We start from the raw sequence: 26,289 nt of genomic DNA, 5'->3' as shown, positions 1-26,289 counted from the left end.
ACATGACGACGATGGACCTGCGCTGGGATCCGTTCGACCGCACCCTGCACGCTGAGCCTTATTCGGTATGGAGGCGTATGCGCGACGAAGCGCCGGTGTACTACAACGACCAGTATGACTTCTATGCGTTGAGCCGGTTCGACGATGTGATGACCGCATCTCTGGACACTGAGACCTTCTCCTCCGAGCACGGCATCACCCTCGACATGATCACCGACGACCCCTGGGATCCGCCCAAGGCGATGATCATGATGGATCCTCCCGACCACACGACGATGCGGAAGATGGTCAACCGCACCTTCTTTCGCAGCAGGATCGCGCAGCTGGAGGATTACGTCCGGCGGCTGTGTCAGGCATATCTCGACCAGTACGTCGGGACCGACGGCTTCGACTACGTCACCGACTTCTCGGCGAAGCTGCCCGTCATGGTGATCAGCTCCCTGCTCGGATTCCCCGAGGAGGATCACGACAATCTGCGCGAATGGTCGGACGCCCAAGTCCACCGGGATGAAGGGAATCCGGAACGCACCGCGGCCGGGGACGAGGCGTCGGCCAGCTTGTTCGCCTACTACCGAGAGCAGATCGCGCTGCGCCGCCAGCATCGCAGGACCGACGTCGTCAGCGACCTGATGGCCTCCGACCTGGTTGCGCCCGGAGTGGATCCACGGCAGCTGGATGACGGAGAGCTGCTGGTCTTCATCGCGATGATCAATGTCGCCGGTAACGAGACGGTGGCTCGGCTGCTCGGTTGGGCGGCGTTGACGCTCGCGCGCAATCCCGACCAGCGGGCCAAACTCGTCGACGATCCGGGGCTCATCGGCGGCGCCGTCGAGGAGCTGTTGCGCTACGACGCCCCGTCACCGGTCCAGGGGCGCTTCAGCCTCCGGGAGTCCACGTATCACGGCACCACGATCCCGGCGGGCTCCAAGGTGGCGTTGCTGACGGGTTCGGCCGGCCGCGACGAGCGCCAGTACGAGCGTCCCGACACCTTCGATGTCACGCGAACGGGCATCCGTCACATCAGTTTCGGGCACGGCGCACACTTCTGCCTCGGGGCGGCGCTGGCCCGACTGGAGGCCAGGGTGGCCCTGGAGGAGACGCTGAAGAGATTCCCGGCGTGGGAGGTCGACGAGCGCAACGTCTCCTACGTCCACACCAACTCCGTCCGGGGCCCGGCCAGCGTGCCCATCACGCTGTGAGCACCGGGCTGACGGTGCGCACCCAGGGTGCGGTGCGCTGGCTGGTGCTCGACAGGCCGGAGGTCGGCAACTCGGTGACCCGCGCGATGCAGCGGGAGTTGATCGACCAACTCGCGTCGGCGTCCAGTGACCCGCAGATCCGCGCCGTGGTGTTCACCGCCGCCGGGGAGCGGCACTTCTGCACCGGACCGAATCTGCGCGACCCCAACATGCGGCCCAGCCAGGACCGCATCGCCGGAGATGCGGCCAGAATCCTGCGCACCGGGTCGCAGGCTGTGGTCGCTGCCCTCCTCGACTGCGAGAAACCGGTGATCTGCGCGCTCAACGGCATCGCGGCCGGTGTCGGCGCCAGCATGGTTCTGGCCTGCGACCTGGTCGTCGCCGTGCAGAGCGCCGCGCTGATCGAACTGTTCGTCCGCCGGGGACTGGCTCCCGACGGTGGTGCGGCCTACCTGCTGACCCGCAAGGTTCCTTTCAACGTCGCCAAGCAACTGATTCTCTTCGGCGAGCAACTGTCGGCCGTCGATGCGCATCGCATCGGTCTGGTCAACGAGCTCGTCGACGACCGCGAGCAGTTGGACGCGGTGGCCGCCGAGTGGGCGCACCGGCTGGCCGACGGGCCAACTCGCGCGCTGGCCGCGGCCAAGATGATGCTCAACGAGGCCCTCGACGTCGACCGGGCTATGGCGTTCCGCACCGAGGCGCTGTTGGTCGAACAGGTCGCCGGCACCGACGACGTCGCCGAGGGCGTCGCGGCCTTCACCGAAAAGCGAGACCCACTGTTCAAAGGGCGGTAACCCGCGAGCGGGCGAGCAGTCAGTCCAGCAGGCCGCTCAAGGGTGTGACGTGACCGATTTGCCCGCCTGTGAGCAGCGGTTCGATGAGCAGGAGTTGACGCATCACCCGGCGATGGAGCAGCACGATCAGTGCGCCGTCCTGCTCGGGCTCGGCCGTCAGCACGAAACGCTCCAGGGCCTCATCACCGGCGGCCCGGTCGGCGGGGCGGGCCCCGAGCAGTTCGGCGACGTCATCGAGGTCTGCGGCGTCGATCGCGTGGGCGTATGTGCTGACGCGGTGCGACAACCGGGCGACCGTCGCGACAGACTGCCGGTCGTACTCGGCTATGCCGGTGGGCACAGCCAACGACTCGATCATGGTCGGCAGGCCGGCGATGGCCCCGGGATAGTGCGTCGGTATCGGATCGGGGAGCGACACCGACGACAGGGCAACGTCGGCCTGCCGCGCGATCGATTCGATCGTGTGCAGCGACAGCAGATGAAACCACTCGATGTACTGAACGATGTCGGTCAACGGCAGGTCCAGGTGCAGGACGATCGCAACGCCCAGCGGGGTGCACAGCGCGAACTTGGCCGTGTGGAATTCGATCGCCGCACGGTCCAGCGGTACCCCGGAGCGGTGTTCGTAGTGCCGCAAGACGCGACCCAGGTCACCCATCGACTCGGTCACATTGCGTAGTCGAAGGCCCGCGAGGTCGCGGGAGACATCGCCGATGTGGGCGAGCTCTACGTCGATCAGTCCGGTGATCCGGCTCTCGGCGTACATGAACTGCCCGGTATCGCCCAACACGAACTGCGCGCTGGACCGGTGCCTCGGCACATGGCGCCTCAACCAGCCGATGGCGAACTCCAGCAAGGGCTCCGGGCGTTGCTTGAAGTCGCGATAGCGCGTCACGAATGTCTCGAAGTAGCCGAGGGCGACCGCATCGGAACTGGCCGGGATCTCCAGGCCGGCGGCGGCAAAAGCAGTCGGATCGATGCCGTGGGTGGACACTAGAGCATCGACATAGTCGTTCATCACAGCGTCGACCTGCTGGGCGTCGTCGGCGCTGCAGGGGTTGGGATCGCCCGGCAGCCAGTCCATCACGACCGCTGATACTTCGGGGATCTCACCGTGGATGTACGGGACCGGGATGCCATGCGCGTGCATCACGCGCAGGACCGTCGCTTCGGCTGAGACAGTCGCGAAGCCGAACCCGTCGCGATCGCCGCGCACATAGAGTCGGACTTCTTGCTCGTCACGCTCCGCTGTCACGAACCACGCTGGTCGCCAACGCTGTTGACGTTCGATGCTGCGAACTGGACCGATGTTGGCCGAGATCCATTCTTCGACGACGGAATCTTCCGAGGGCCCGGCCATCGGACGATGGTATGTGACTTTACTGCTAAACACTAAAACATTATGTGTACTCTTGTATGAATGTTGGGGCCACGCCGGCCTCGTCACCTGTTCCAGGAGGCGCCTTGAGTTTGTTCGATGCATTTTCCTACCAAGGCAAGCGGGTGCTCGTCGTCGGGGGCGCTACGGGATGGGCAACGCCACGGCACGGTTGGCCCTCGACGCCGGAGCCGAGGTCGTTGTGATGGATTACGCACCATGCGATCTGCCGGGCGTGACGGCGATCAGGCTGAACCTGGCGGACAAGGCCGGCATCGACGCCGCGGTCGCCGAATGCGGCGGCGTCGTGGACGCGTTGTTCGCGTGCGCCGGGGTTGCCGACGGCCCCGGCATCGAGCGGATCAACTTCATCGGACACCGCTACCTCATCGAGCTCCTGCGGGGCAGCGCCATGCTGCCGCGTGGATCGGCGATCGGATTCATCTCTTCCGCAGCCGGGTTGGCGTGGCGCTCGAACATGGCGCAGCTCAACGAGTTCCTCGACATCACGGACTTCGAGGCCGCGACCGCGTGGGCGGTCGACAAGGGCTGCGCCCACTACATGTTCACCAAGCAGGCGGTGTGTGCGTACGTGGCGCGTGAGGCGATGAGTCTGATGTCCGACGGCATCCGTATCAACGCGATCTGCCCCGGACCTACCGATACCCCCTTGGCCCAGGCGAATGCTGAACTCTGGCTTGATTTCGGCGCCGACTATCGCGCAAAGGTAGGGGTTGATGCGGCGACACCACTGGAGCAGGCCTACCCGCTGCTGTTCCTGTGCAGTGCGGCGGCCAGTGTGGTCAATGGCATCACGATGGTCACCGATTCCGGATATCTGAGCGCGGGAATCACCGAAGTGTTTCCCGCGGGTACGCCCATGGCCAAGATGCTGTTGGACGGGTAACGAAGGTGAATCCCGATTTCACCGGTGAGGTCGTCGTCATCACCGGGGCCAGTGGCGGTATCGGGCGGGTGCTGGCACGCCGATACGCCGCGCGCGGAGCCAATGTCGCCCTGGTCGCCAGGCGGCCTGACGAACTCGCGGTCACGGCCGGCGTCATCGCCGAAGAGGGCGGTGCCGCGTCGGTGCACGTGGCCGACATTCGCGACGAGTCGCAGTGCAGCGACGTGATCGGCGCGATCATGCAACGATGGGACAGGCTCGACGTGCTGGTCAACAACGCGGCGGTGCCCGGCACCGACCAGCGCGTCAGCGACGCCACCGTCGCCAATTGGCAGAACGTCTTCGCGACCAATCTCTTCGCCCCGATGGTGCTGACCCGGGAGGCGCTGCGACAAGCGATGATTCCGGCTGGTAGCGGGAATCTGCAGTTCGTGTCATCGGCAGCAGCGCGCAACGTGCACCCTGACAAGGCACACTACGCTGCTGCCAAACTCGGCCTGACCGCCCTGGCTCAGACGTTGGCTCTCGAGCTCGGCGCCAGCGGAATTCGCGCCAACACTCTGGTGGTCGGCAGCGTCGCGGGTGAGATCTTCGATACCTATGTGGCCCGCCGCGCGGCCGAGGACGGCCTCGATCCGGGGCAGTTACGGCGTCGACTCGCGGCGCTCAACAAGTTGGGCCGGTTGGTACAGCCCGACGAGGTTGCCGACGTGTCGATGTGGCTTGCCTCGGATGCGGCTTCTGCCATCACCGGCCAGGACATCAATGTGACGGGGGGATGAGTGTCCGCCCCGGAGGTCGATCGGATCGCGGCGCTGCTGGCCCGCGACGAGATCCGATCGCTGCCGGTCCGCTACGCCGCCGCGGTGGAGGCCCGCGACGTCGACGCGATGGCCGAGCTGTTCTCTCCCCACGCCCGTTTCGGTAAGCATGGCGAGGGGCCTGACGGACTGCGCCGGTCGATGGCCGACAGCCTGACGGGAAGCCTGTTCGCGGTGATTCTGGTCGCCAATCACCTGATCGATCTGCAGGACGAATCCCACGGCACCGGGCAGGTCTGGGCACACTGCTACGCCCAAACCCGGGCAGACGGGTTTCTCGAGCAGCTGATCAGGTACGAGGACCGGTATGAAAAGCTCGGCGGGCGATGGCTTTTCGCGCACCGGCGGCACAGGCTGTGGTACGGCACCGCGCACGAGCGCTCACCCCTCGCCCAGCCCGTCGCGAACTGGCCGCGGAGCCAGGTCGGCGTCGGTGACATCCCGCTCGCCGATCCCGAGTTCGCTGCCTGGTGGCGGTCGGTCCGGTGAGCGAAGTGCGTAGTGTGGCCGAGGGCCTCGCCTTCCCGGAAAGTCCGATCGCGTGTCCCGACGGCTCGGTCGTGCTGTCCGAGATGGCGGCTGGACGCATCTCGCGGGTTCGGCCGGACGGGACCGTCGAACCGATCGCCGATACGGGCGGCGGACCCAACGGAGTCGGGCTGCTAGCTGACGGCCGGCTGGTGGTGTGCCAGAACGGCGGTTCGACATTCGGTGTCGGGTCGTGGCCGTACGATTTCGACGGTGCTGTACAGCTGTTCCGACCGCTCGGGGCGGCCGAAAAGCCGGTGGCCCCGCAGCTTCAGCTAGTCGACGTCGACGGGTCGGTGCACACCCTGGCAGTGGATTTCGAGGCTCGCAACGGTGGCGCCATGCCGCTGGTCCGCCCGAGTGATCTGTGTGTCGATGCCGAGGGCGGCTTCTACGTGACCGACGGCGGCACCACACAGGGCCGCAGTCGCACCATGACGGGTCTCTTGTACGGGACGCCGGACGGGCGTCTCGAGGAGATCGTGTACCCGTTGGAGATGCCGAACGGCGTCGCCTTGTCGCCGGCCGGCGACCGCGTCTACGTCGCGGAGACGCGCACCCGCAGGGTGTGGGAGTTCACGTTGTCGGGCCCGGGGCGTGTCGTCGGCGGGCGTGGCCTCGCCACCGTGCCCAGCGGCGGTCCGCTCAACATCGGCGGGGCGGACGGTCTGTGCGTCGTGAGCGACGGCACCATCCTGGTGGCGACGCTCGGCGTCGGCGGCGTCACCGCTGTCTCGCCGTCCGGACAACTGCTCGGGGCGCTACCTCTCGACGATCCGATGACCACCAACATGACACTCAGCGACGACGAGGCAACGCTGTATGTCACGCTCGCCTCGTCCGGGCGCCTGGTAGCCGTTGACGATTGGCGATTTGCGCTCGACATGCCGCCGTGAGCTTTTCGTTCGGCAGGGAGTTCGCGGTGCGCTCCACCGCCCGGGCGGCCCTCGCGCTCGGAACTCTGACCCCGACGATCTGCGGTGCTGCGGTGATCGGCGTGATGGCCGCGCTGGGCTTACCGACCGCTATGGCGCTGGGGGAGACTCCGAGGAGGCGGCCCGTTGGCGCGTCGTCAGTTCGCGCGTTCTCCGAGGTCGCGACACCGCGACGGATATCGCAGCGCCCGCCACCTAGATTGCCGGTGGTGGATGCGGTGCCTAGTTCTTGATCTCCTTGTTCGCCATCTGGTTGGCCAGGTTCTCGATGAAGGCGCCGTAGCCGACCCCGCCGTGGTCGGACATGACTGCGTCGTAGTCGTACTCCGGCGGCTCACCGTTGTTCGGACGCCATCCGCTGTCAGCTGTCGAGGCCTTGAATCCCTCCTCAGGAAAGGCGTACCAGCGCCGGGCGTTGAGCTCGACGATCTTGGCGGCCTCGTCGTCAGGGACGCTCGCCAGCATCTCCTCGGCCCGTGCCCGACTCTTGGGCCAGAACGAGTCGGAATGCGGGTAGTCGCACTCCCAGGTGATGTTGTCGATGCCGATCTGATGACGCAGCGAGACGCCGACCTCATCCTCGATGAAGCACCCGGTGATGTTGCGCTTGAACAGTTCCGACGGGGCGATCGTCGGATGGATGTTCTGGTAGTACTTGTGCTTGCGCCACACGTAGTCGGCCCGCTCGATCAGGTAGGGCATCCATCCGATACCCCCTTCGGAGAACGCGACCTTCAGATTCGGGTGCTTGTGGAACACCGGGGAGAAGACCAGCTCGATCGCCGCGGCCATCGACGTCGTCCCCATCAGGGTGACCATGACCGCGAACGGTGCCTCGGGTGCGGTCGACGGCGGCAGCCCGCCCGACCCGAAATGCATGACCGCGGTCATGTTGGTCTCCTCGAGCGCTGACCAGACCGGGTCCCAGTGCGGGGTGTGGAAGCTCGGCAGACCGAGGTTCATCGGGTTGTCGGGCAGGCCGACGGCACGACAGCCCTTGGCCGCGTTGCGTTCGATCTCGGCGACCATCAACGAGGTGTCCCACAGCGGGCTGATCATCATCGGGATGAAGCGGGCCGGGTCGGTGGCGCACCACTCGTCGAGCGAGAAGTCGTTCCACGCCTTCACGCCGAGCAGGGCCAGGTCCTTGTCCGTGCCTTCCAGGAACACGGTGCCGCAGAACCGCGGGAAGGAGGGGAAGCAGAGCATGGCGTGCACACCGTCGATGTCCATGTCGGCCAGCCGCGCCTTCGGGTCGTAGCAGCCGGGGATCATGTCGTCATAACGCACCGGGTCGACGCCGAACTCCTCGGGCGACTTCCCGGCCACGGCGTTGAGGCCGATGTTGGGGTAGGCGCGGCCTTCGTATACCCACTGATGCATCGGCGGTTTGCCCTCGCGCGGGAACTCGACGATGCGGGGGCCGGCCTCCTGGTACTTCTTGGGCAGGCGGTCGGTCCACACGTGTGGGGGTTCGATCAGGTGGTCGTCGACGGAGAGAAGCTTCATCGAGGGCTGCAGCGGCATCGTCGATCCTTTTCGGGGTGTGCTGTTAGGCTCGTGACTAGCGAAACAGTTAAACACTGACTGCTTATTTGACTATAGCGTGGGCGGCACGAAAGGGCGAACATGGAGCCAAGGGAGCGAATCCCGCGGGATGACTGGGCCGATCAGGATCTTCTGACGCGCGGCGAGGCCGCCGAGCGGCTCGAGGCGGAGATCGCTGAGGTCACCAAGATGATCGCGGCGGGTAAGGGCGACGAGCTGCTGGAACGCAGGCTCGCCGGCATGCGTGAAGCGCTGCAGCACTACCGGGAACGCTGAGAGCCGCTCCGAGGTAGACCCAGAACGCGCTGGGCGACGATGTTGCGCTGGATCTGCGCTGTCCCTCCGTAGATTCCCGCGGCCCGCGACCATACGTACAGGTCCCATTCCAGTCCCTCGGCAAGCACCGGCGCGCTGCCGCGCAGGTCCATCATCGTGTGGCCGAAGGTCTGATCGGCGCGGGCCATCAACAGCTTGTCGACCGAGCCCTCGGCGCCCGGTAGGGCGCCGCCGACGCGCTCGGTCAGCGAACGCTGCACTTTGATCTGCAGCGCGCGCAGCTCGCAGTACGCCGCGCCGAGCCGGGTACGCGCCGACGGAGTGTCCGGCACCAGGCCGGAGCGGACGTCGGCCTCCAGGGCGCGCAGTTGGACAGCAAGCCGGCTGATCCAGTTGATGTCGCTGGGGCCCCGCTCGTAGGCCAGCAGCTGGTTGGCGATCGACCAGCCCTGGCCACGATCGCCCAACAGGTTTTCGGCGGGCACCAGCACGTCGGTGAAGGTGACCTCGGCGAATTCGCGGTTGCGCGCGGCATTGACGATCGGTGCCACCTCGATGCCCGGCGTCGACATCGGCACCAACAGCACCGAGATACCTTGGTGCTTGGGCGCGTCGGGTTCGGTGCGGCACAACAGGAAGCACCAGTCGGCGACGGCGGCGAAACTGGTCCAGATTTTGCGCCCGTTGACCCGGAACACCTGCTGGCCGTCAAGTTCGACGGCATCGGCTCTGGTCTTGAGGCTGGCGAGGTCTGACCCGGCCTCCGGCTCACTGAATCCCTGGCACCAGCGCACCGCGCCAGAGAGCAGGCCAAGCAACAGGTCAGCGCGCTGCTGCTCGGAACCGAACAGACGCAACGCATTCGATAGATGGCCGACCCCCTCGATCGGCGGCGCGCCCGCCCTGCCGAGTTCGTCGTTGAGAATCGCCTCGTAGATCGGTGACAGACCGTGGCCACCGTACTCCCGGGGTAGCGACAGCCCGATGTAGCCGGCGTCGTAGAGCGTGCGATGCCACGCGTTGGCCGCGTCGGCGCGTGCGCCCGGGTCGTCGGGCACGACCGCGCCGGCGGCATGCTCGGTCAGCCAGGAGCGCAACCGGGTGCGGAACTCGGCCTCTTCGGCGGTGTCGGTGAAGTCCATGATCCTCGTCAGCTCAGCATCGGGTCGGCCAGCCGCATCTCCGCGATGGCCGGGTAGTGGGCGGACTCATCACCGAAAAGGCGTCGCCCCAGCAGCATTCGGCGCAGTCGCAGGTGCGCCGAATGTTCCCAGGTGATCGAGATGCCGCCGAGCACCTGCATCGACGTCTCCACCACCTCACGGCCTGCAGCCGAGGTGTAGGCCTTCGCCGTGCGCGCGGCGAGCAGTGCCTGGTCGGCCGACAGGTGGTCGACTGCCCAGGCTGCATGCCACACACAGCTGCGCGCCCCTTCCACGCGGACCAGCGCATCAGCGAGCAGGTGCTGGATCGCCTGAAAGCTGCCGATCGGCACCCCGAACTGGACACGCTCGCCCGCGTAGCGCGTCGCGTCGTCCAGTGCACCAGCCATCACCCCCAGAAGGTCGGCGGCGACTGCGGTCAGAGCCGTGGCGTGCACCCGCCTCCACCGGTGCGCATCGATCGGGTTGCCCACCGGGGTTGCGGAGTCGGCGTCGCCGACGTGCACCGTGCGCATCGCGCGGGTGAGGTCGAGGCCGACGTCCTCGGCGCGGTCTTGCAGCGGCACGGACAGCAGTGTGCGGGCGTCGCCGGCGGCGGCGGCGACCAGCGCGTGGGTGGCTCCGGCGGCGTCCAGCGCCACAGACCCGGCGCAGGAACTCGCGAAGTCGGACAGGTCTGCGGTTAGCACCGGCGCCCATCGCAGTTGGCCGTCGGCGACCAGTTCGACCTCCTTGTCGGCGACGGCGGCGTTGAGCAGTTCGACCGTCAGCACTGCCTGACCGAGGGCGGGGACCGCAGTCAAGGTGCGTGCGAGTTGCTCGAGGGCGACCATGGTCTCGACGCCACTGGGTTCCAGGCCTAAGGACTCGGGCGCGCGTAGTGCGGGTAACCCCAGCTCGGTGATGCGTTGCCACTGCGTGTCCAGGCGGTCTCCGGTGGCGATGTCGTCCGGATCGGAGGTCGCCATCGTCTCAGCCAGGCGCGCAACAGTGTCGCGGAGGAGTTGCTGTTCGGTGGTCAGTCCGATGTGCATCGCGGTCCCTCTACGCGCATCCGCCGCCCCTTCTGCACACCGATCGCGATACCTCTGCCACAATACTGAATGATAGAACGATAACTGTTCAACTGTTACATGCTCCCAGGAGGACTCCCATGGCTCGCCTCGACGATCGCAAGGCCCTGGTCACCGGAGGCGCGCAGGGGCTCGGGCGCGCCATCTCGCGTCGATTGGCCTCCGAGGGTGCCGACGTGACGATCGTCGACCTGAACGACGAGAAGGCCGCCGAGTGCGTCGAGTTGATCGAGAACGAAGGCGGGAGGGCCCGATTCGTCCGGGCCAACGTGGCCAAGCGGGAGGACATCGCGCGTGCTGTCGAGACTGCGGCGGTCGACGGCACGCTGCACGTGCTGGTCAATGCGGCGCAGTACTTCGCGATGCCCAAGGCGCTCGAACTGGTCACCGATAAGGACTGGGAGCTCTCCGAGGCGACCGGACCGAAGGCGACCTTCCGTTTCATGCAACTCGCGCACCCGTATCTCAAGGCTGCCGGCAAGGCATCGGTGATCAATTTCGTCTCGGGCTCGGCTCTGGGCGGGATCGCCTACACCGGGCCGTATTCAGCGGCCAAGGGCGCCATCGGGGCGTTGACCAAGGTGGCGGCCAATGAGTGGGCGGCCCATGGCATTCGGGTGAACGCGTTGTGCCCGTTCGCGTTGACCGACGTCCAGCGCGACATGATCGGGACCGAGTGGGACAACTACACCAGAACCGCCGAGGCGTCACCGATGAAGCGCGGCGCCGACCCGGAGACCGAGATCGCCCCCGCGGTGGCCTTCCTGGCCTGCGATGATTCCGCGTTCGTCACCGGAACGGTGTTGCACGTCGACGGCGGGATGACCGAACTGTCGACGGTCGACTATGCGAAGTCGCCCGGGGTGTTCGGCTGACCGGGCCTTACTGCAGCGTCATCTCCACCCGGGTGTAGCCGCGCACGGTCGCGGTCAGCGTCCGCTCGTGGGACCCGATGGTGTAGCGCGGGAATCTCCTGGCGATGTGCTCGAAGACCATCTGCGCCTCGCGGCGTGCCAGCCACTGTCCCAAGCAGATGTGGATGCCCCAGCCGAAGTACACGTCGGTGCCGCGCGGTCGATCCAGCACGAAGCGGTCGGGATCCTCGTAGCGGCGCTCGTCCCGATTGGCGCTGCCCAGTAACAGCAGGACCCAATCGCCGGCCTCCATCGTCACACCGTGCAGCCTGACGCGGCGGGTCAGGGTGCGGGCCACCCAGTGACTCGGGGTGTCGTAACGCAGGGCCTCGTTCACCGCTGTGGGAATCAGGCTCGGGTCATTGACGATTCGTTGCCACTGATCGGGGTGGTCATGCATCGCGACCAGTCCGTTGGAGATCAGCTTCTGCGTCGTCTCCGAGCCCGCGGCCGAGAGCAGGTTGCAGAACATCAGGACCTCGTGCGGGGTCAGCGCACGATCGGCGTTGACCTCCGGATCGTGGAACGTGGCCTGCAGCACGATGCTGATCAGATCGTCACCGGGCGTGGCGCGCCGTTGTTCGATCAACTCCCCGATGTAGGTGCTGATCTTGCGGTTGGCTTCTATGGCGGCGGGCGGCATCGCGACCTCGCCCTCGTTGCGGGTCAGAAACGCCTCCCACCAGACGCGCAGCTGTTCGCGATCGGCGTGGGGCACACCGAGCAGGTCGCCGATGACGTCGGTGGGTACCGGAAAGGCGAACGCTTCCATCGCATCGACGGTGGTCCCCGCCTCGAGCCGGCCGAGGTGGCGGTCCACGGTCGCCTGGAGTGCACCCTCCATCGCGGCCACCGCACGCGGAGTGAAGAATCCCTTCAGGACGCCGCGGATGCGGTCGTGCCGCGGGGGATCCATCGAGATGACCGAGTACTTGCGGCCGTCGTCGTCGGGATTCTCCGGGGCGGGGCCGAGTTTGGAGGAATAGGTCTCCCAGTCACGCAGCGCGCTCGTAACGTCCTCGAAGCGGGACAGCACCCACCATCGCTGTTCGGGGTCGCGGTACACGGGCGCCTCGTTACGCAGGCGGCGGTACACCGGATAGGGATCGTCGAAGACCGCCTTGGAGAACGGCGAGTACATCAACTCACTGGTCGCGGGCACCTGACGACTTTATCACCGTACAGAACAATCAAACGAAATCTGCCTAGTTGACTATCACGAGGCGGGGGTGCGCTCGATGAATTCCAGCAGGTTGCCGTCGGGGTCGGTCAGCATCATCGCCCGGTTGGCGCCGAAGGTGACGGTCCGCCCATCCAACAACCGACCACCGTGTTCGACCACCGCGTCGGCCAGTGCCTCGATGTCGTCGACCCGGAACGACAGATGAGTGAATCCGAGTGCGTTCATCGCGCGGTGGTCGGTGTCGCCGGTGACGTCGGGTCGGGTGTAGCCGATGAGCTCGAGCCGGAAGCCGTCACGGTGCAGATACACCAGATCCAATATCAGATCGTCGATGTCGAGCAGTCGTGCGGTGGCCTGATCGGCGACGTGCATCTCGCCAAACTGCTCGAAACCCAGTGCCGAGCAATAGAACTCGGTGGACCGAGCGAGGTCGCGCACGCAGAGTCCGATGTGGGTGAGGCGGTGGCCGGACATCACGGTGCCAGTTCGTCGAGCAGCGCGTTGTGTTCACCCAGCAGCGGCGCGCGCGGTGGGGATTCGCCGTTGCCGGCGCTGAACAGGTACGGCGCTCCGGGGTAGACGACGGTGCGGCCCAACTCTGGATGCTCCACCGGCACCTGCATTCCGCGGGCAACGGTGTGCTCGTCCTCGAATGCCTCGTGCGGGGCGAGGATCGCTCCCGACGGAAAGCCGCGCTGCTGACTGGTGATGAAGAACTCCTTGGCCGGCAACCGGGACGCGATCAGGCGGATCGCTTCCCGGGCCGCGCTGAGAATGGCTGTCGTCTCGTCCTCTTCGCCGATGGCAGCCATATTGACCGGCGCGTCCCGCTCGGCGGCCATCTCCAGGAAAACAGCCTCGGGAAGTTCATCGAGCAGATCGAGCTCGGCAAGCCACGCTCTCAGACGTGCGAACTCGTCGGGCTTGCGTGGCAGCACGCCCGTTGTCGCGTAGTGCCCATCAGCGCAGCGCACCTGTACTGGCGCGCTCGGTACCGGAGCGGCATGGCGTCCGGTCTGGCGGGTACAGATGGCGTTCTTGACCAGCCAGTAATAGGTCGTCTGCTCGCACGTCACGTTGCACGCTGCGGTGACGTTGACGTCGATGAGCTGTCCGGAGCCGGTGTGGTCCCGGTGCGAGACGGCGATGAGTGCGCCGAGCGCGGCGTACATTCCGCCGATGTTGGCGGACTGATCGCCGGCCCCCCGAATGGGCGGGATGGAGTGATCATCGTAGCCACAGTTCCACAGCGGTCCGGCGCCGGCGAGCAGGGTCAGGTCGGTGACCGGGTCGGTGGCGCGGGTGCTGCCGAGGCCGAACGGGGTGATCGAGACCCAGATCAGGCCGGGGTTTGCGCGCGAGCATTCCTCGTAGCCGAGTGCACCGCCGGCCACGCGATCACCTCCGGCAAGCACGATGTCAGCACCGGCAATCAGCCGGCGGAGGTTTTCCAGGCCGTCCTCGGAGTCGAGATCGATGGTGACACTTTTCTTTCCGAGGCTCAATCCGAACCAGCGTAGGCTGCGATCGACCCCCGGCTCGTCGTCGACGAAGGGCGGCCGGCGCCGGTGTGCGGACCCTTCCGGCGGTTCGACGACAATGACCTCGGCGCCCAGCTCAGCCAGCGTCCGTCCGGCCACTGGGGTGAATTGATCGATGACCTCGATGACCCGCAGGTCGCTCAATGTGCTCAGATCACACCTCGCTTCGCCCAGTCGTCGATGGTCTCGTCGTCGTGCCCGAGCAGTCCGCCCAGGATTTCGCGGTTGTGCTGACCGAGCACGGGCGCACCCGAGTCGATCTCCCAGGGGGTCGCCGAGAAGGTCATCGGTATGCCCTCCACGCGGACCGGTCCGATCTGCGAATGAGTCACGGTGGGGAACAAATCCATTCGAGCCAGGTCGGGATCCTCCTCGATCCGCTCGGGTGGGCTCTTGACCACGCTGGCCGGGACGCCCTCACTGATGAGATCCGCGGCCAGCGATGTGGCCTCACGTGCTGCGGTGCAGGCGCCGATGATGCCGTCGAGTTCGTCGACCGCCGCCAGCCGCTGCGGCAGGGTGGCGAACCGGTCCGAGGTCAGCGACGGCTCGTCGAGCACCTTGGCCAGCAGGGCCAGCTCACGCTCGTCGCGGCAACACAGCGCGATCCAGCGGTCCTCGCCGTGACAGGGGTAGACGCCGTGGGGCGCGAACTCCCCGAAGTCGGCCCGATTGCCGCCCGCCCGGGTGGGGCGTTTGTTGACGGTCCAGTCGAGAATCTCGGTGGGCAGCATCGCCATGCCGGCGGAGGCCGTGGCCAGGTCGACGTGCTGTCCCTGTCCGGTGCGGTCGCGGTGGTGCAGGGCCGCCATGATGGCCACGGTCATGTAGAACGCCGATCCGTGGTCCATGTAGCTGAATCCCCACCCCGCCGGCTCTTCGTCGGGAAGGCCGGAGGTGAACGTCAGCCCGCTGACGGCCTGCACGATGGGGCCCCAGGTCTTGAAGTCGCGGTAGGGCCCGGTGTGGCCGAACCCGCAGTTGGAGACGTAGACGATGTCGGGCTTGATCCGGCGCAGTTCGTCATAGCCGAAACCCCGATGCTCCATCACTCCGGCGGCGAAGTTCTCGCATACCACGTCGCTGACCGAGATGAGTTCGCGCAGAAGCTGTTTGCCCTCATCGACGCGCAGGTTGAGGGTGACACCGTACTTTCCGACGTTGTGGTTGTTGAAGCCGGTGCCGAGATCGACACCTCGGCGATGGTCGATGTAGGGCCCGACGCCGCGCAGTGCGTCCCAGAGGCCGCAGGTGACCGGATCCTCGACGCGGATGACCTCGGCGCCGAAGGCCGCCAGGATCTTGGTTGCGCCCGCGCCGGCCAACTGCCCACTGAGGTCACACACCCGAAGATGAGACAACGCGCCCGTCACCAGGCCACCATATCGCAAAGAAACAAATAGTGTTCTACTGTTCAGGCTAGCGCGGCGCGTGACCAGGGAGAGGTGAGGATGAGCGGACCGATGACCGGGGTGCGGGTGCTGGAAGTCGCCCAGTGGACATTCGTCCCCGCGGCAGGCGCGGTGCTCGCGGACTGGGGCGCCGACGTCATCAAGGTCGAGCATCCCCAGACCGGTGATTCGCAGCGCGGCCTGCGCCAGCTGGGCCACATCACCATAGACGGCGACCGCAACCCGGTCATGGAGCACGCCAATCGCGGCAAGCGCTCGGTCGCCATCGACATGTCGACCCCGGATGGCCATGAGTTGCTGATGGACATCGCCCGCTCCAGCGATGTCTTCCTGACCAACTTCCTGCCCGACGCGCGCAAGAAGCTCCGCATCGACGTCGAGGACCTGCGCGCGGTCAACCCCGACATCGTGTATGCCCGCGGCAGCGCCTACGGCCCCCTCGGTCCCGACGCCGGCACCGGTGGCTACGACATGACCGGCTTCTGGAGTCGCGCGGGGGGAGCCCTGGGGTCCACTCCGTGCGACATGGACGGCGTGGTACCACAACCGGGGCCCGCCTACGGGGATTCGATCGGTGGGCTGACGATCGCCGGCGGCGTCGCGGCCGCGTTGTTCGAGCGCGAACGCACCGGACAAGCCCGCGTCGTGGACATTTCGCTGTTGGGAGTCGGGGTTTGGGCATCAGGGGTCGCGATCAACGCCGCTCTGGTGAGCGGCCAGCCCTGGCAGACCAATCCGACCGGCGCCAACGTCACGCCGAACAATCCGCTGGTCGGGTTCTACCGGACCGCCGACGGGCGCTTCCTCGGACTGTCCATGCTGCAGGGCTTCCGGTACTTCGCGGAGTTCTGTCGGCGGGTGGGCGTCGCCGACCTCGCCACTGACGAACGCTTCGCCGACCACGCCTCGCTGGCTGCCAATGCGCCGGCGGCCATCGAGGTGCTGCGCGAAACGATCGGCGCGCAACCGCTGGAGCATTGGCGCGCAGTGCTCGACGGATTCGACGGGCAGTGGGCCCCGGTGCAGAACACCGTGGAGGTGGCCGCCGACCCGCAGGTACGGGCGAACGGCAACATCGTCGCGGTCCACCATGACGGCCAGAGCTACGACCTGGTGGCCAGTCCGGTGCTCTACGACGAGACCCCGGTTCGGCTGGCTCCGATGCCGGAATTCGCTTCCCACACCGAGGAACTCATCCTCGAGCTGGGTGGGGACTGGGACCGCATCATGGCGCTCAAGGAGAGCGGCGCGATCGCGTGATCAGGCGCGCAGCACCGCCGCCGCACACGACCCCCCGCCGCCGACTGCTTGCACCAGACCTATCTGCGGCTCACGCACCTGCCGCGGTCCGGCCTCGCCGCGCAGCTGAGTGACGATCTCCGCGGCTTGCGCGAGCCCGGTCGCACCGATCGGGTGGCCGCGGGCGATGCAGCCTCCGTCGGTGTTGGTCGGCAGCTCACCGTCACCGGCGAGTCCACCGGTTTCGATCAGCGCGGGCATCCGGCTCGAGTCCACCAGTCCCATCGCGATCAGCGCGGTGATCTCCTCGCTGGCGCACATGTCGTGCAGGGAGACCACGTCGATGTCGGCGGGCTCGATTCCGGCCCCTGCGTAGCACCGCTGCGCGGTCAGAGTCAGCTGCGACGGTGGGCCGACGACCGGCCCGACCAGCGGCCACTGCGGGTCGCTGGGCCAACTGGTCTGCTCGATGGCCAGCACGCTCACCGAGCGCGGTCCCGGTGCGGCGGTGACGACGACCGCCGCGCCGCCGTCCACCGACGCGTGGCACATCATCTTGGTCAGCGGGTCGGCCACCACACGGGCTGACAGCACGTCCTCGACGGTCATCGGCTCATCACGCCGTCTGGCCGCGAGTGGGTTCAGTCGGGCCTGGTTGTGTGACTTCGCGGCGACGGCCGCGATGGCCTCCGGTCCGCACCCGGTGTCGTGCAGCCAGCGCGCGGCCTCGATGGCGTAGTGCGTCTGCGGCGGGAATCGGTCCCAGAAGCCCACGGCCGCCGGCACCACGCCGCCGGGCTCCAGTGCGGTGGTCTTCTCGTAGCCGATCGCCAGCGCCGTCGAGCAGCGCCCCGACGCGACCGCCCACACCGCGTGCCGTAGTGCGACCAGGCCGCCTGCCGAGGCGCTTTCGATCGCGGTGACCGGAATCCCGATGCGGCCCAAAGTCAGAGCAACCTTGATTCCCGTCTGCGGTCCGGCGAGCGCGGACGCGGTGAACACCTCACCGACATCGTGGTAGTCCAGGCCCGCGTCGTCGAGTGCGGCGCGGGCCGCCGCGACACCGAGGTCGGCCAGCACGGTGTCGCCGTGTCGGCCGAAGGGGGTCAGCCCGATACCGGCCAGATAGGCGCCCGTCACGAGGTCTCCGCGACGAACATCTCGATGGTCTGGTCGTCGACGGCGCGAGACGTCAGCCGCCCCGGCGTTCCCGGCGCCGGCCGGGCGCCGTCGACGAGCACCTGCAGCCGTTCGGTGTCGGTGTCCACCCACGCGACGCTGTAGCCGGCGCTTCCGGTGATCGGCGACGTGGTCGGGATGAACGTCGACGACCACACCGTGGCGCGGCGGTCAGTGGGCGGCGTCGGCATGTGCGGTCCTCGGTTGGTCGGCGTTGAGACTTCCCAACGCGGGTGGCGGTGCCAGTCGTACCGGTCCGGTGTCGTCGAACCGCCAGGGCAGCCCGACCAGTCGCGCGGGGGACAGGTCGGGATCCGGGTGGTCGATCTCGGGGAAGAATCCCCGGGCGGTCAGATGCGGGTCGGTGATCAACTCGTCGGCGCGACGCACCACGGCGGCCTCGACGCCGGCGTTGCGCAATTTGTAGGCGGCGTCGTCGGCCCTGTTGGTGGTGATGAGCGCCGCGATGACGTCGGCCTGCTCGGGTTCGCACTGCTCGCCGCGCAGTTCGACCGCGCACCAGCGATCGTCGCTGGTGCGGTGAACTGCGCGACGTACGCGTGCGGAGGCCGCAGGTTGGTCGACCGACGCGGCGGCAAGGTATTCCGACACCGTGGTGGCGACGACTTCGGCCATGGACAGGTCGATGACCGCACCCGACGTCCGGCTCGGCCCCAGTGCCCAGGCCGCGATCACGAGCGCGCCGATCACCGACGACAACGGGTCAGCCAGCACCGTATTGACCCGCGCCGGAGTGTCCTCGGCGGTGGTGGTCAGCCCGGCCAGCCCACCGTAGGACTGAACGTTGTTGGCGTAGACCCGGTATCCGGCCAGGGGGCCCTCGGAGCCGAAGCCGGAGACGCGCAGGGTCAGTCGGCCGCTGTCGGCAAGCTCGAGCGGGTCGACGCCGTAGCGTCGCAGCCGGCTCGATCCGACGTTCTCGATCAACACGTCGGAGTCGGCCAGAATTGCCGCCACCTCGTCGCTGGCCCGGGCGGGGTCGAGCAGCGCGCTGTGTTTGGAGTGGTTGGCCACCGCGAAGTAGGCGCCGCGCTCGGGACCGGCGACTCCGTCGGCGAACGGACCGCTGCGCCGGTAGATGTCGAGCCGGTCGGGGTCCTCGATGCGAATCACGTTGGCGCCCATGGCGCCGAGCAGTGCGCCGACGATGGGCCCGGCGAGCACATGGGTGAGCTCGGCGACCCGAAGTGCGGTCAGGCCGGGACGCGCAACGGTGGCTGCGGGATGCCCGGCGGTGATCGACCACGGCGGGCCGAGCACGGTCGCGTCAAGGTCGGCCAGGCGCACCCGGTGCAGCGACCGGCGGTGCGCGAACTGTGGTGAGGTCAACAGCTCGCCGGGCAGGTTGACCGGTGTGGACGGCACACCGTGGGCTTGCAGGGTGGCCGCGCAGTCAGCCTTGAGGCGGGTGGAGGTCCACTCGGTGACGTGCCGGTTGATCAGCTCGGCATGCTCGATGCGCGCAGGGCGCTCGTCGAGGCCGCTCGCCCACTCGGGTTCGCCGAGCGCGGCGCGCAATCCGGCCCACTGATGGTTCTCCACCGCGGTGATGCGGACCAGTCCGTCACGGCAGGAAAAGACTCCCGACGGAGCCAGGTAACGGCCACTGCCCGCACGGCCCGGACACCGGTAGAGCACGTGGGCGCATTCGGGAAGTGCTGCGGTGAAGATCACCGCCTCCTGGGCCGAGACGTCGACGACGACCGCGCCACCGTCGCTGCGAAGCCGGTCGAGGCCGTGCAGGGCCGCCAGCGCAGCGACGGCGCCGACGGCCTTGCCGGCCACATAGCCGGGCGCCGGGACAGGCGCTCCGGCAGCGTCTTCGATCGTCGCCAGCAGTCCGCCGCTGGCTTGGGCGACGATCTCACTCGCGCCGAGGTGGCGGTCTGGGCCGTCGGCGCCGAACGGGGTGATCGTGACGAGCGCGACTCCGTCGGCGGGCTCGGGTTTCGGGTTCGCGCCGTCGACGATGACGATGTCGTGGTCGTCGACGCGAAGGTCGGAGTCCGCGGCCGGCGCCGTCTTCTGCCGGTCCAGGACGAGGTCCACGGCCGCGGCTGGGCCGTCGGGGCTATCGAGGAGCGGGCCGAACCGTTGCGCCGGCGCCGCGGGTGTGCGGTTGACCTCGGCGCCGAGCATGCCCAGCAGTGCGGCCGCTGCTGACCCCGCGATTCCGTTGCCGATCTGCAGGACACGGACGCCGGACAGGAATGCCTCGTGGGCGTCGGTGTCGCTCAACCTACATCAACTCCTGGGGATCACCGGCGGCAGTTCTGGCAACACTGTATTACAGATCCACAAAATATGTTCTATTGTCACATCTATGGCGATCACGACGGCTGTCTCCGAAGCCCGCTTCGACGAGGCCTCCTTCTACCTCGGTGACCCCAATGCGACGTTCCGGGAGCTGCGGGACACCGAGCCCGTGCACTGGTACGAACGCGGAAAGTTCTGGGTGGTCACCAAGTACGACGACATCAAATCGATCTCGGCCCGGCCGGAGAAGTTCAGTTCCGAGCGCATCGCGATCATGATGGACCTGATCGCCCACCGGGAGGGCCGAGATCCGCAGGGTTACGGCGCCAGGGGCATCATGTTCATGGATCCGCCGAAGCACCGAGCCCATCGCAAAGCTCTGGGGGTGCGGTTCACCCCGTCTGCGGTGGCCAAGCTGGAGGCCCGGGTGCGCGAGGTGATCGCCTCGATCTTCGACGACCTGCCCGACGGGGAGTTCGACTGGATCGAGCGGGTCGCAGAACCGTTCCCGGTGTATGTCTTCGCCTATCTGTTGGGAGTGCCGGAGGCCGACTGGGCCAAGGTCGCGGGCTGGGCGACCACCATCGCGAAAGTGGGCAGCGGGGTCGCCGAGGACGCCGATATGGAACTGATCTTCGGTGTGATAGCGCCGTATCTGATGGATCTGGTCGCCCAGCGGGCCGAGAACCCCACCGATGATCTGTTGTCGATGCTGTCGCAGGTCCGCATCGACGGCGAGCCGTTCAACGAGATCGAGGTGATGACGTATGCGCTCACCCTGCTGGCTGCGGGCAGCGAAACCACCCAGAGCCTGATCGCCGGTATCGCTGCCTGTTTCGACATGCACCCCGAGCAGGCTGAGCAGGCGTTCGCCGACCCTGAGGTCGGCACCAACGCGGTCGAAGAGGTCCTGCGCTGGTGGACGCCGGTGATGAGCATGGCCCGTCAGGCCACCCAGGATGTCGAGCTGCGCGGGGCGACGATCCGTGCCGGCGACGGGTTGCTGCTGGCCTACGCATCGGCCAATCGCGACGCCGACCACTGGGGCCCGACGGCCGAGCACTTCGACGTCCACCGGGCCGACGCGGCTGGGCACCTGGGCTTCGGGGTGGGGGAACATTTCTGCATGGGTGCGGCGCTGGCGCGCCGGGAAGCGCGGGTGGTGCTCGACGAGGTGATCAAGCGGGCCAAAGCAATTCGTGTCACCGGCGAGGGGGTGCTGCGGCCGTCGTCATTGGTGCACACCTACGACCGCCTGCCGGTCACCCTGGACTACCGCTGACCCCGCACGGGGATCAACGGGACTGCAGCCAGTCGGCCACCACGCTGCGGTGCTGGGCGCGGGTGCCCAGGATCGTCACCAGCGTGGCGGCCCGGCGCAGGTGCACATGGGCGTCGTGCTCCCAGGTGTAGGCGATGCCACCGAACACCTGTGTGGCGCCCTCGGGGACCCCACGCAGTGTGTCGATCGCCCAGAACACCGCCAGTGACACCAGAGACTCGGCGTCGGGATGCCGCAGCTCGAGCGCGTCGGCGGCGCGATGGACCAGTGCGCGTGCGACCTCGATGACCGAACGCTGTTCGACCAGGCGGTGTTTGATGGCCTGCCGGGCGCCGATGGGGCGACCGAACGTGACCCGCATCTTCGCGTATGCCACCGCGGCCTCGTGGGCGGCCGAGGCGGTCCCGATCAGCTCGGCCACGGTGGCCAGCCGCGCCCGGGCCACCGCGTCGCGGTGCCGCGCCACCGCGTCAGCGCCCGTGGCGATGTCGCATAGCGGCGCCCCGTCAAGGGTGATGTTCGCCGCCGGACTGTGGTCGAGCGGCCGTTCGGTCTGGCGTTTCACACCGCCGCCGGTGGCGTCGACGGTGCCGAGGACTGGCTCGCCGTGGCGGTCGGCGAGGATCACCAGACGGTCGGTCACCGCCCCGTACGGCACCAGCGGCCAGTGGCCGTCGACCCTGCCCTCGGACATGGTGGCGCCGATATCGTCGAGCAGCACCGCGATGTCGTCGCCACCGCGCTGCTCGCACCAGTGAGCGGCGGCCGCGGCGGCCAGCGGCACGGGCGCGGCGACGGTGCCGGTCGCCTCGGTGAGCACGCACAGCTCGCGGATGCTGCCGCCACCGCCGCCCGCGGACTCCGCTACCAGCACGTCAGGCCATCCCATCCCGACCAGCGTGGCCCACAGGTTTTCGTCGAAGGCCGGTGCGGGGCTGTCGAGCAACGCACGGGTGTGTCCCACACTCCAGGCCTGATTGACGATGCGCCGCACCGTTGCGGCCAGCTCGTCCAATTGCGCTGTGGCGTCGGCGATATCGGTCAGTGACGGTTCACGGGTCACGCGGCAGCCCCAGAAGTCGTTCGGCGATGACGTTGCGTTGGATCTCCGATGTCCCGGCCCCGAAGGTGGCGGCACGCATGACCAGGTAGCTCTTGGCCACATTGCCGCCCTTGATCGCCGAGGGCGAGCCGCGTTCCAGCGCGCCGGGCATCCCCGCCAGGTCCAGGCCGAAGTTGGCCATTGCCTGGTCGAGTTCGGAGGTCAGCAACTTGGCCATCGATGCTTCGGGTCCGGGACTGACGCCGCGCACCCCGGCCGCCGTGGCCTGGGCGGCGATCTGGCGAAGTGCTTCCACCTGAGCGGCGAACCGCACCAGGTGATCGGCGACGTAGGAGTCCTGGAATCCTCGATCGCTGAGCGCATTCGGCTCACCGGCCATCCGGACCAGGATGTCAAGCCTTCGCTCGATGCGGTGGGTACGGCTCTGTCCGACCCGCTCATACCCGAGCGTCGACTTGGCCACCCGCCAGCCCTCGTGCAGCGGACCCAGCACGTTGTTGATGGGTACCCGGGCGCCGTCGAAGAACACCTCGCTGAACTCCGCGTCGCCGGAGATCTGACGGATCGGACGCACCTCGATCCCCGGCGTCGAGAGATCGGCCAACAGGTAGCTGATGCCCTCGCGCGGGGCGGCCCCGGGGTCGGTGCGGGCCAACAGGTAGATCCGATTGGCGTAGTGCGCCTTCGACGTCCAGATCTTCTGTCCGGTGATCACCAACTCGTCACCGTCGATCACCGCCCGGGTGGTCAACGAGGCCAGATCGCTGCCGGCGTCCGGTTCGCTGAAACCCTGACACCAGACATCCTCGCCCGACAGGATGCGGGGCAGATAGTGCGCCCGCTGTTCGGGAGTGCCCCACTGGATGATCGTCGGCCCGAGTTGGTTGATGGCGCTGCGGTTGATCGGCTCGGGAGCGCGCGCGGCCGCCATCTCGGCGGTGAAGATCAACTGCTGGACCGGGGTGGCGCTGCGACCGCCGTATTCCTCGGGCCACGAGATCGCTGCCAGTCCGGCCTGGTGAAGTCTGCGCTGCCAGCGTCTCATCCGGTCCAGCCGGTCGGCCTCGGTGCCCGCACTCGGGCCGATGTCGGAGGTCAGTGCCGACGCGAGGAACCGCTGCACCTCGTCGCGGAACGCACGATCGGGTGCCGTCAACGGCACTCCGTAGTCGCGGTCGGTCACGGTCGATCCTGCGTCGCCGCGTCGGCCAGCCAACCGGCCATCATCGTGTACACCGCTTCGATCGCCTGCTGCGCCGCCTCCTGCGGCCCCTGCGGGTCGAAATCGACGTGCCACGCCAGCACCGAGTCGTGGGGGTGTTCCCCTTCCCGGACCGTGACCAGCGCCTCGAACCGGTCGACCGGAAGTGGGCTGCCCGCCACGGTGTAACCGAGCTCCCTGCGCCGCTTGTCCACATGGGTGAGCGTTTCGACGACCGGTTGGTCGCCGGTCCCATGGATCGACCGGCGCATGCCGATCCCGTCTCCGTCGATGTCCACCTGACCGGCGACGGGGATCCAGCTGACGTCGGCGAAGTCGGCCAGCAGCTCCCAGATGCGCCAGGCCGGCGCGCCGACCTCCTTGGAGACAGCGATGTGCGGCATGAACAGACTTTAGCAGTCGGCTGAACAAATAATCGTCTAGTGTTCTAGTGTTCAGATGGGGTGAGCGGCGACGAGAGGCCAGCATCGTGGGTGAGGCGTCGGACGAGTTCGCGGTCGACGAGGACTGGGTGCGCTATGAGGTCGTCGAACCGCACATCGCGGTCATCACGATCAACCGGCCCGACCGACGCAACGCGATTCTCTCGCCCGACATGCACACGCTGTTCAAGGAGCGTCTCGATCGGGCTGAGGACGACGACGACATCAAGGTCGTTGTCCTGGCCGCGGCCGGCAAGGACTTCTGCAGCGGCGACGATGTCCGGCGGCTACCGGTCGAGCAGGCCGGGCTGACGAAGGGCAAACGCCTTCCGCAGACAGCGAGGATGGGCAATGCCCGGCGGTTGCACCGGCATCTGACCAACTGGCTTGAGTTTCCCAAGACGGTCATCGCCGCCTGTCAGGGCGCCACCATCGGCGCGGGGATGAATCTGGCGCTGGCCGCTGACATCCTCGTCGTCACCGAGGACATGTATCTGGCCCGACCGCAGGCCCGGATCGGGTTCGCCGGGTTCTCCACCGCGATGCCGCTGGCCCTGCTCAAATTCGGTCCGAATCGGGGCTACGAGGCCATGATCACCGGCCGCAAGGTGGCTGCCGCCGAACTCAAGGAATGGGGAGTGGCCGCGTCGGTGGTGCCGGCCGACGAACTTCGCGACGAGGCGATGCGGTATGCGCGCGCCATCGCCCACCATTCGGCCGACGGCCTGATGGTCGGCAAACACGCACTGATCACGTTCTGGAATGCCGTCGGCATGGCGCAGTTCGCGGACTGGGTTCCGATGGGCCACACGGTGTTCAGCAATCTGGCCTGGCGTGAGGATGAGTTCAACTTCATGAAGGAGCGCGGTGTCCGGGGTGGTCGCGAGGCCATGGCTGAGCTGCAACGCCGCTATGCCGAGTGGGGTTTCGAATGAGCGCCGCAACCACTGGCCACGCTATCGACAACTAAACAGTCTGTGTCACTATGTTCTGTAGAGGTGTGATGTCGGCGAGGAGAGATGATGGGTGTACTTGACGGCCGGACCGCGTTGGTCACCGGCGGCGGCCGCGGAATCGGTGCCGCTGTGGCCGAGGGTCTGGCGGCCGAGGGCGCGGCGGTCATGGTGTCGGATGCGGGGGTGTCCGTCGAGGGCAGCGGCCGCGACGCCGGTCCTGCCCAGAGTGTGGCGGCCGGCATCAACGACCGCGGTGGCAAAGCCTTCTCCGACACCACCGACATCACCGATTTCGCCGCCTGCGAAGACCTGATCAGCAGGACCGCCGCCACCCTGGGTGGATTCGACATCATGGTCAACGCCGCCGGCATCCTGCGCGACGGCATGGTGTTCAAGATGAGCGAGGCCGACTTCGACGCGGTGGTCGCCGTCCATCTGAAAGGGACGTTCAACCTGACCCGGCACGCTGCTGCGTGGTGGCGGGAGAACCGGGGCGGTCAGTACCGGCTGATCAATTTCACGTCGATGTCGGGATTGCAGGGCGCACCGAGCCAACCCAACTACGCCGCCGCCAAGATGGGAATCGTCGGACTGACCTTCTCCTGCGCCAATGCGCTCAAGGGGTACGGGGTGCGCAGCAACGCCATCGCGCCGATCGCCGGCACCCGGATGACCCAGGGCATCAAAGGCGGCGGCAGCATGGACTACTCGGCGCAGAATGCCCGACTGTCCCCGCAGAACGTGGTGCCGCCGGTGGTGTATCTGGCCAGCGAGCAATCCGAATGGCTCAACCGCAGGGTCATCTTCGCCGGCAACGGCCGCATCAGCCTGATGTCCAACCCGGTGGTGGAGCGCGAGATCGTGTCCGCGTCGGGCACCTGGGATATCCCGACGGCATTCGCCGAGATCGAGACCTCGTTCAAGGAAGCAGTGCTGTACCCCAACATCTTCGACAAGCCGCCGGCCGGCTGAGC

The 26,289-nt window shown here is 67.3% G+C and carries 26 protein-coding genes; 12 read left to right on the top strand and 14 right to left on the bottom strand.

Features of this window, described 5'->3' with window-relative positions; translation table 11 throughout:
- Window positions 1-2: 2 nt before the first annotated feature.
- The gene (locus tag G6N31_RS14430; RefSeq protein ID WP_098003793.1) at window positions 3-1,199 is read left to right on the top strand and encodes a cytochrome P450; all 1,197 of its coding nucleotides are present in this window, start codon (window positions 3-5) and stop codon (window positions 1,197-1,199) included.
- Entirely contained in the window at window positions 1,196-1,996 is an 801-nt protein-coding gene (locus G6N31_RS14425) for an enoyl-CoA hydratase/isomerase family protein (RefSeq protein ID WP_234815319.1), read from the top strand. Before G6N31_RS14430 ends, G6N31_RS14425 begins: the two co-directional genes overlap by 4 nt.
- A 19-nt stretch (window positions 1,997-2,015) precedes the next feature.
- Here G6N31_RS14425 and G6N31_RS14420 read toward each other — a convergent pair whose 3' ends face one another.
- Window positions 2,016-3,443, bottom strand: a complete 1,428-nt coding sequence (locus G6N31_RS14420; RefSeq protein WP_234815320.1) for a phosphotransferase — start codon at window positions 3,441-3,443, stop codon at window positions 2,016-2,018.
- 103 nt (window positions 3,444-3,546) lie between these two features.
- On the opposite strand from G6N31_RS14420, the gene G6N31_RS14415 reads away from it, so the two are divergent.
- Genes G6N31_RS14415 through G6N31_RS14400 form a run of 4 tightly spaced genes read left to right on the top strand, consistent with a single transcriptional unit; the run spans window position 3,547 to window position 6,526 of the window.
- Window positions 3,547-4,281, top strand: coding sequence for an SDR family oxidoreductase (locus G6N31_RS14415; RefSeq protein WP_234815321.1), 735 nt, complete (start codon window positions 3,547-3,549; stop codon window positions 4,279-4,281).
- A 5-nt stretch (window positions 4,282-4,286) separates the two neighbouring features.
- Window positions 4,287-5,063: an SDR family NAD(P)-dependent oxidoreductase gene (locus tag G6N31_RS14410; protein WP_098003795.1), complete on the top strand. Its 777-nt coding sequence runs from the start codon at window positions 4,287-4,289 to the stop codon at window positions 5,061-5,063.
- The gene (locus tag G6N31_RS14405; protein ID WP_098003796.1) at window positions 5,064-5,591 is read left to right on the top strand and encodes a nuclear transport factor 2 family protein; all 528 of its coding nucleotides are present in this window, start codon (window positions 5,064-5,066) and stop codon (window positions 5,589-5,591) included.
- Window positions 5,588-6,526 carry an SMP-30/gluconolactonase/LRE family protein gene (locus G6N31_RS14400; RefSeq protein WP_234815322.1) on the top strand — a complete coding sequence of 313 codons (939 nt, stop codon included), beginning with the start codon at window positions 5,588-5,590 and terminating at the stop codon, window positions 6,524-6,526. The genes G6N31_RS14405 and G6N31_RS14400 overlap by 4 nt, the downstream gene beginning before the upstream one ends.
- A 261-nt stretch (window positions 6,527-6,787) precedes the next feature.
- Here the strand turns inward: G6N31_RS14400 and G6N31_RS14395 are convergent, their stop codons facing one another.
- Window positions 6,788-8,092 (bottom strand): amidohydrolase family protein, encoded by a 1,305-nt coding sequence (locus tag G6N31_RS14395; RefSeq protein ID WP_163722180.1) that lies wholly within the window; start codon window positions 8,090-8,092, stop codon window positions 6,788-6,790.
- Window positions 8,093-8,194: 102 nt separating this feature from the next.
- On the opposite strand from G6N31_RS14395, the gene G6N31_RS14390 reads away from it, so the two are divergent.
- Window positions 8,195-8,389 (top strand): hypothetical protein, encoded by a 195-nt coding sequence (locus G6N31_RS14390; protein WP_098003798.1) that lies wholly within the window; start codon window positions 8,195-8,197, stop codon window positions 8,387-8,389.
- Here the strand turns inward: G6N31_RS14390 and G6N31_RS14385 are convergent.
- Window positions 8,374-9,531 carry an acyl-CoA dehydrogenase family protein gene (locus G6N31_RS14385; RefSeq protein ID WP_098003799.1) on the bottom strand — a complete coding sequence of 386 codons (1,158 nt, stop codon included), beginning with the start codon at window positions 9,529-9,531 and terminating at the stop codon, window positions 8,374-8,376. The two genes, G6N31_RS14390 and G6N31_RS14385, sit on opposite strands and share 16 nt — an antisense overlap.
- Before the next feature lie 8 nt (window positions 9,532-9,539).
- Window positions 9,540-10,586, bottom strand: a complete 1,047-nt coding sequence (locus G6N31_RS14380) for an acyl-CoA dehydrogenase family protein (protein WP_098003800.1) — start codon at window positions 10,584-10,586, stop codon at window positions 9,540-9,542.
- A gap of 119 nt (window positions 10,587-10,705) precedes the next feature.
- Here G6N31_RS14380 and G6N31_RS14375 point away from each other — a divergent pair, with 119 nt between their 5' ends.
- Window positions 10,706-11,500: an SDR family NAD(P)-dependent oxidoreductase gene (locus G6N31_RS14375; RefSeq protein WP_098003801.1), complete on the top strand. Its 795-nt coding sequence runs from the start codon at window positions 10,706-10,708 to the stop codon at window positions 11,498-11,500.
- 7 nt (window positions 11,501-11,507) lie between these two features.
- Here G6N31_RS14375 and G6N31_RS14370 read toward each other — a convergent pair whose 3' ends face one another.
- Genes G6N31_RS14370 through G6N31_RS14355 form a run of 4 tightly spaced genes read right to left on the bottom strand, consistent with a single transcriptional unit; the run spans window position 11,508 to window position 15,636 of the window.
- Window positions 11,508-12,701, bottom strand: a complete 1,194-nt coding sequence (locus G6N31_RS14370) for a cytochrome P450 (protein WP_098003802.1) — start codon at window positions 12,699-12,701, stop codon at window positions 11,508-11,510.
- A gap of 54 nt (window positions 12,702-12,755) precedes the next feature.
- Window positions 12,756-13,196, bottom strand: coding sequence for a VOC family protein (locus G6N31_RS14365; RefSeq protein WP_098003803.1), 441 nt, complete (start codon window positions 13,194-13,196; stop codon window positions 12,756-12,758).
- Complete coding sequence (locus tag G6N31_RS14360) at window positions 13,196-14,407, bottom strand: CoA transferase (RefSeq protein WP_234815323.1); 1,212 nt, start codon at window positions 14,405-14,407, stop codon at window positions 13,196-13,198. The genes G6N31_RS14365 and G6N31_RS14360 overlap by 1 nt, the downstream gene beginning before the upstream one ends.
- Window positions 14,408-14,412: 5 nt before the next feature.
- A complete protein-coding gene (locus tag G6N31_RS14355; RefSeq protein ID WP_098003805.1) occupies window positions 14,413-15,636 on the bottom strand; it encodes a CaiB/BaiF CoA transferase family protein in 1,224 nt (407 codons plus the stop codon).
- Between the two features lie 78 nt (window positions 15,637-15,714).
- On the opposite strand from G6N31_RS14355, the gene G6N31_RS14350 reads away from it, so the two are divergent.
- Window positions 15,715-16,935, top strand: a complete 1,221-nt coding sequence (locus G6N31_RS14350) for a CaiB/BaiF CoA transferase family protein (RefSeq protein ID WP_098003806.1) — start codon at window positions 15,715-15,717, stop codon at window positions 16,933-16,935.
- On the opposite strand, the gene G6N31_RS14345 is transcribed toward G6N31_RS14350, so the two are convergent.
- Genes G6N31_RS14345 through G6N31_RS14335 form a run of 3 tightly spaced genes read right to left on the bottom strand, consistent with a single transcriptional unit; the run spans window position 16,936 to window position 20,352 of the window.
- A complete protein-coding gene (locus G6N31_RS14345; RefSeq protein ID WP_098003807.1) occupies window positions 16,936-18,054 on the bottom strand; it encodes a thiolase family protein in 1,119 nt (372 codons plus the stop codon). It abuts the gene before it with no gap.
- A complete protein-coding gene (locus G6N31_RS14340) occupies window positions 18,051-18,284 on the bottom strand; it encodes a hypothetical protein (RefSeq protein WP_098003808.1) in 234 nt (77 codons plus the stop codon). The genes G6N31_RS14345 and G6N31_RS14340 overlap by 4 nt, the downstream gene beginning before the upstream one ends.
- Window positions 18,265-20,352, bottom strand: coding sequence for a CoA transferase (locus G6N31_RS14335; protein ID WP_234815324.1), 2,088 nt, complete (start codon window positions 20,350-20,352; stop codon window positions 18,265-18,267). Before G6N31_RS14335 ends, G6N31_RS14340 begins: the two co-directional genes overlap by 20 nt.
- Window positions 20,353-20,437: 85 nt before the next feature.
- Between G6N31_RS14335 and G6N31_RS14330 the strand changes: the two genes are divergently transcribed.
- On the top strand, window positions 20,438-21,652 hold the full coding sequence (locus G6N31_RS14330; RefSeq protein ID WP_098003809.1) for a cytochrome P450: 1,215 nt from the start codon (window positions 20,438-20,440) through the stop codon (window positions 21,650-21,652).
- 13 nt (window positions 21,653-21,665) lie between these two features.
- Here G6N31_RS14330 and G6N31_RS14325 read toward each other — a convergent pair whose 3' ends face one another.
- Genes G6N31_RS14325 through G6N31_RS14315 form a run of 3 tightly spaced genes read right to left on the bottom strand, consistent with a single transcriptional unit; the run spans window position 21,666 to window position 24,320 of the window.
- On the bottom strand, window positions 21,666-22,715 hold the full coding sequence (locus G6N31_RS14325) for an acyl-CoA dehydrogenase family protein (protein ID WP_098003810.1): 1,050 nt from the start codon (window positions 22,713-22,715) through the stop codon (window positions 21,666-21,668).
- On the bottom strand, window positions 22,705-23,898 hold the full coding sequence (locus G6N31_RS14320) for an acyl-CoA dehydrogenase family protein (RefSeq protein ID WP_098003811.1): 1,194 nt from the start codon (window positions 23,896-23,898) through the stop codon (window positions 22,705-22,707). The genes G6N31_RS14325 and G6N31_RS14320 overlap by 11 nt, the downstream gene beginning before the upstream one ends.
- Window positions 23,895-24,320: an SRPBCC family protein gene (locus G6N31_RS14315; RefSeq protein WP_098003812.1), complete on the bottom strand. Its 426-nt coding sequence runs from the start codon at window positions 24,318-24,320 to the stop codon at window positions 23,895-23,897. Before G6N31_RS14315 ends, G6N31_RS14320 begins: the two co-directional genes overlap by 4 nt.
- Before the next feature lie 86 nt (window positions 24,321-24,406).
- Here G6N31_RS14315 and G6N31_RS14310 point away from each other — a divergent pair, with 86 nt between their 5' ends.
- The gene (locus G6N31_RS14310; protein WP_098003861.1) at window positions 24,407-25,294 is read left to right on the top strand and encodes an enoyl-CoA hydratase/isomerase family protein; all 888 of its coding nucleotides are present in this window, start codon (window positions 24,407-24,409) and stop codon (window positions 25,292-25,294) included.
- Between the two features lie 87 nt (window positions 25,295-25,381).
- Complete coding sequence (locus G6N31_RS14305; RefSeq protein WP_098003862.1) at window positions 25,382-26,287, top strand: SDR family NAD(P)-dependent oxidoreductase; 906 nt, start codon at window positions 25,382-25,384, stop codon at window positions 26,285-26,287.
- The last annotated feature ends 2 nt before the right edge of the window (window positions 26,288-26,289 follow it).

The sequence above is a fragment of the Mycolicibacterium duvalii genome (assembly GCF_010726645.1).
In the GTDB taxonomy this organism is placed as follows: Bacteria; Actinomycetota; Actinomycetes; order Mycobacteriales; family Mycobacteriaceae; genus Mycobacterium; species Mycobacterium duvalii.
The sequence above is the reverse complement of the archived record's forward strand: the minus strand, read 5'-3'. Positions and strand labels throughout refer to the sequence as shown.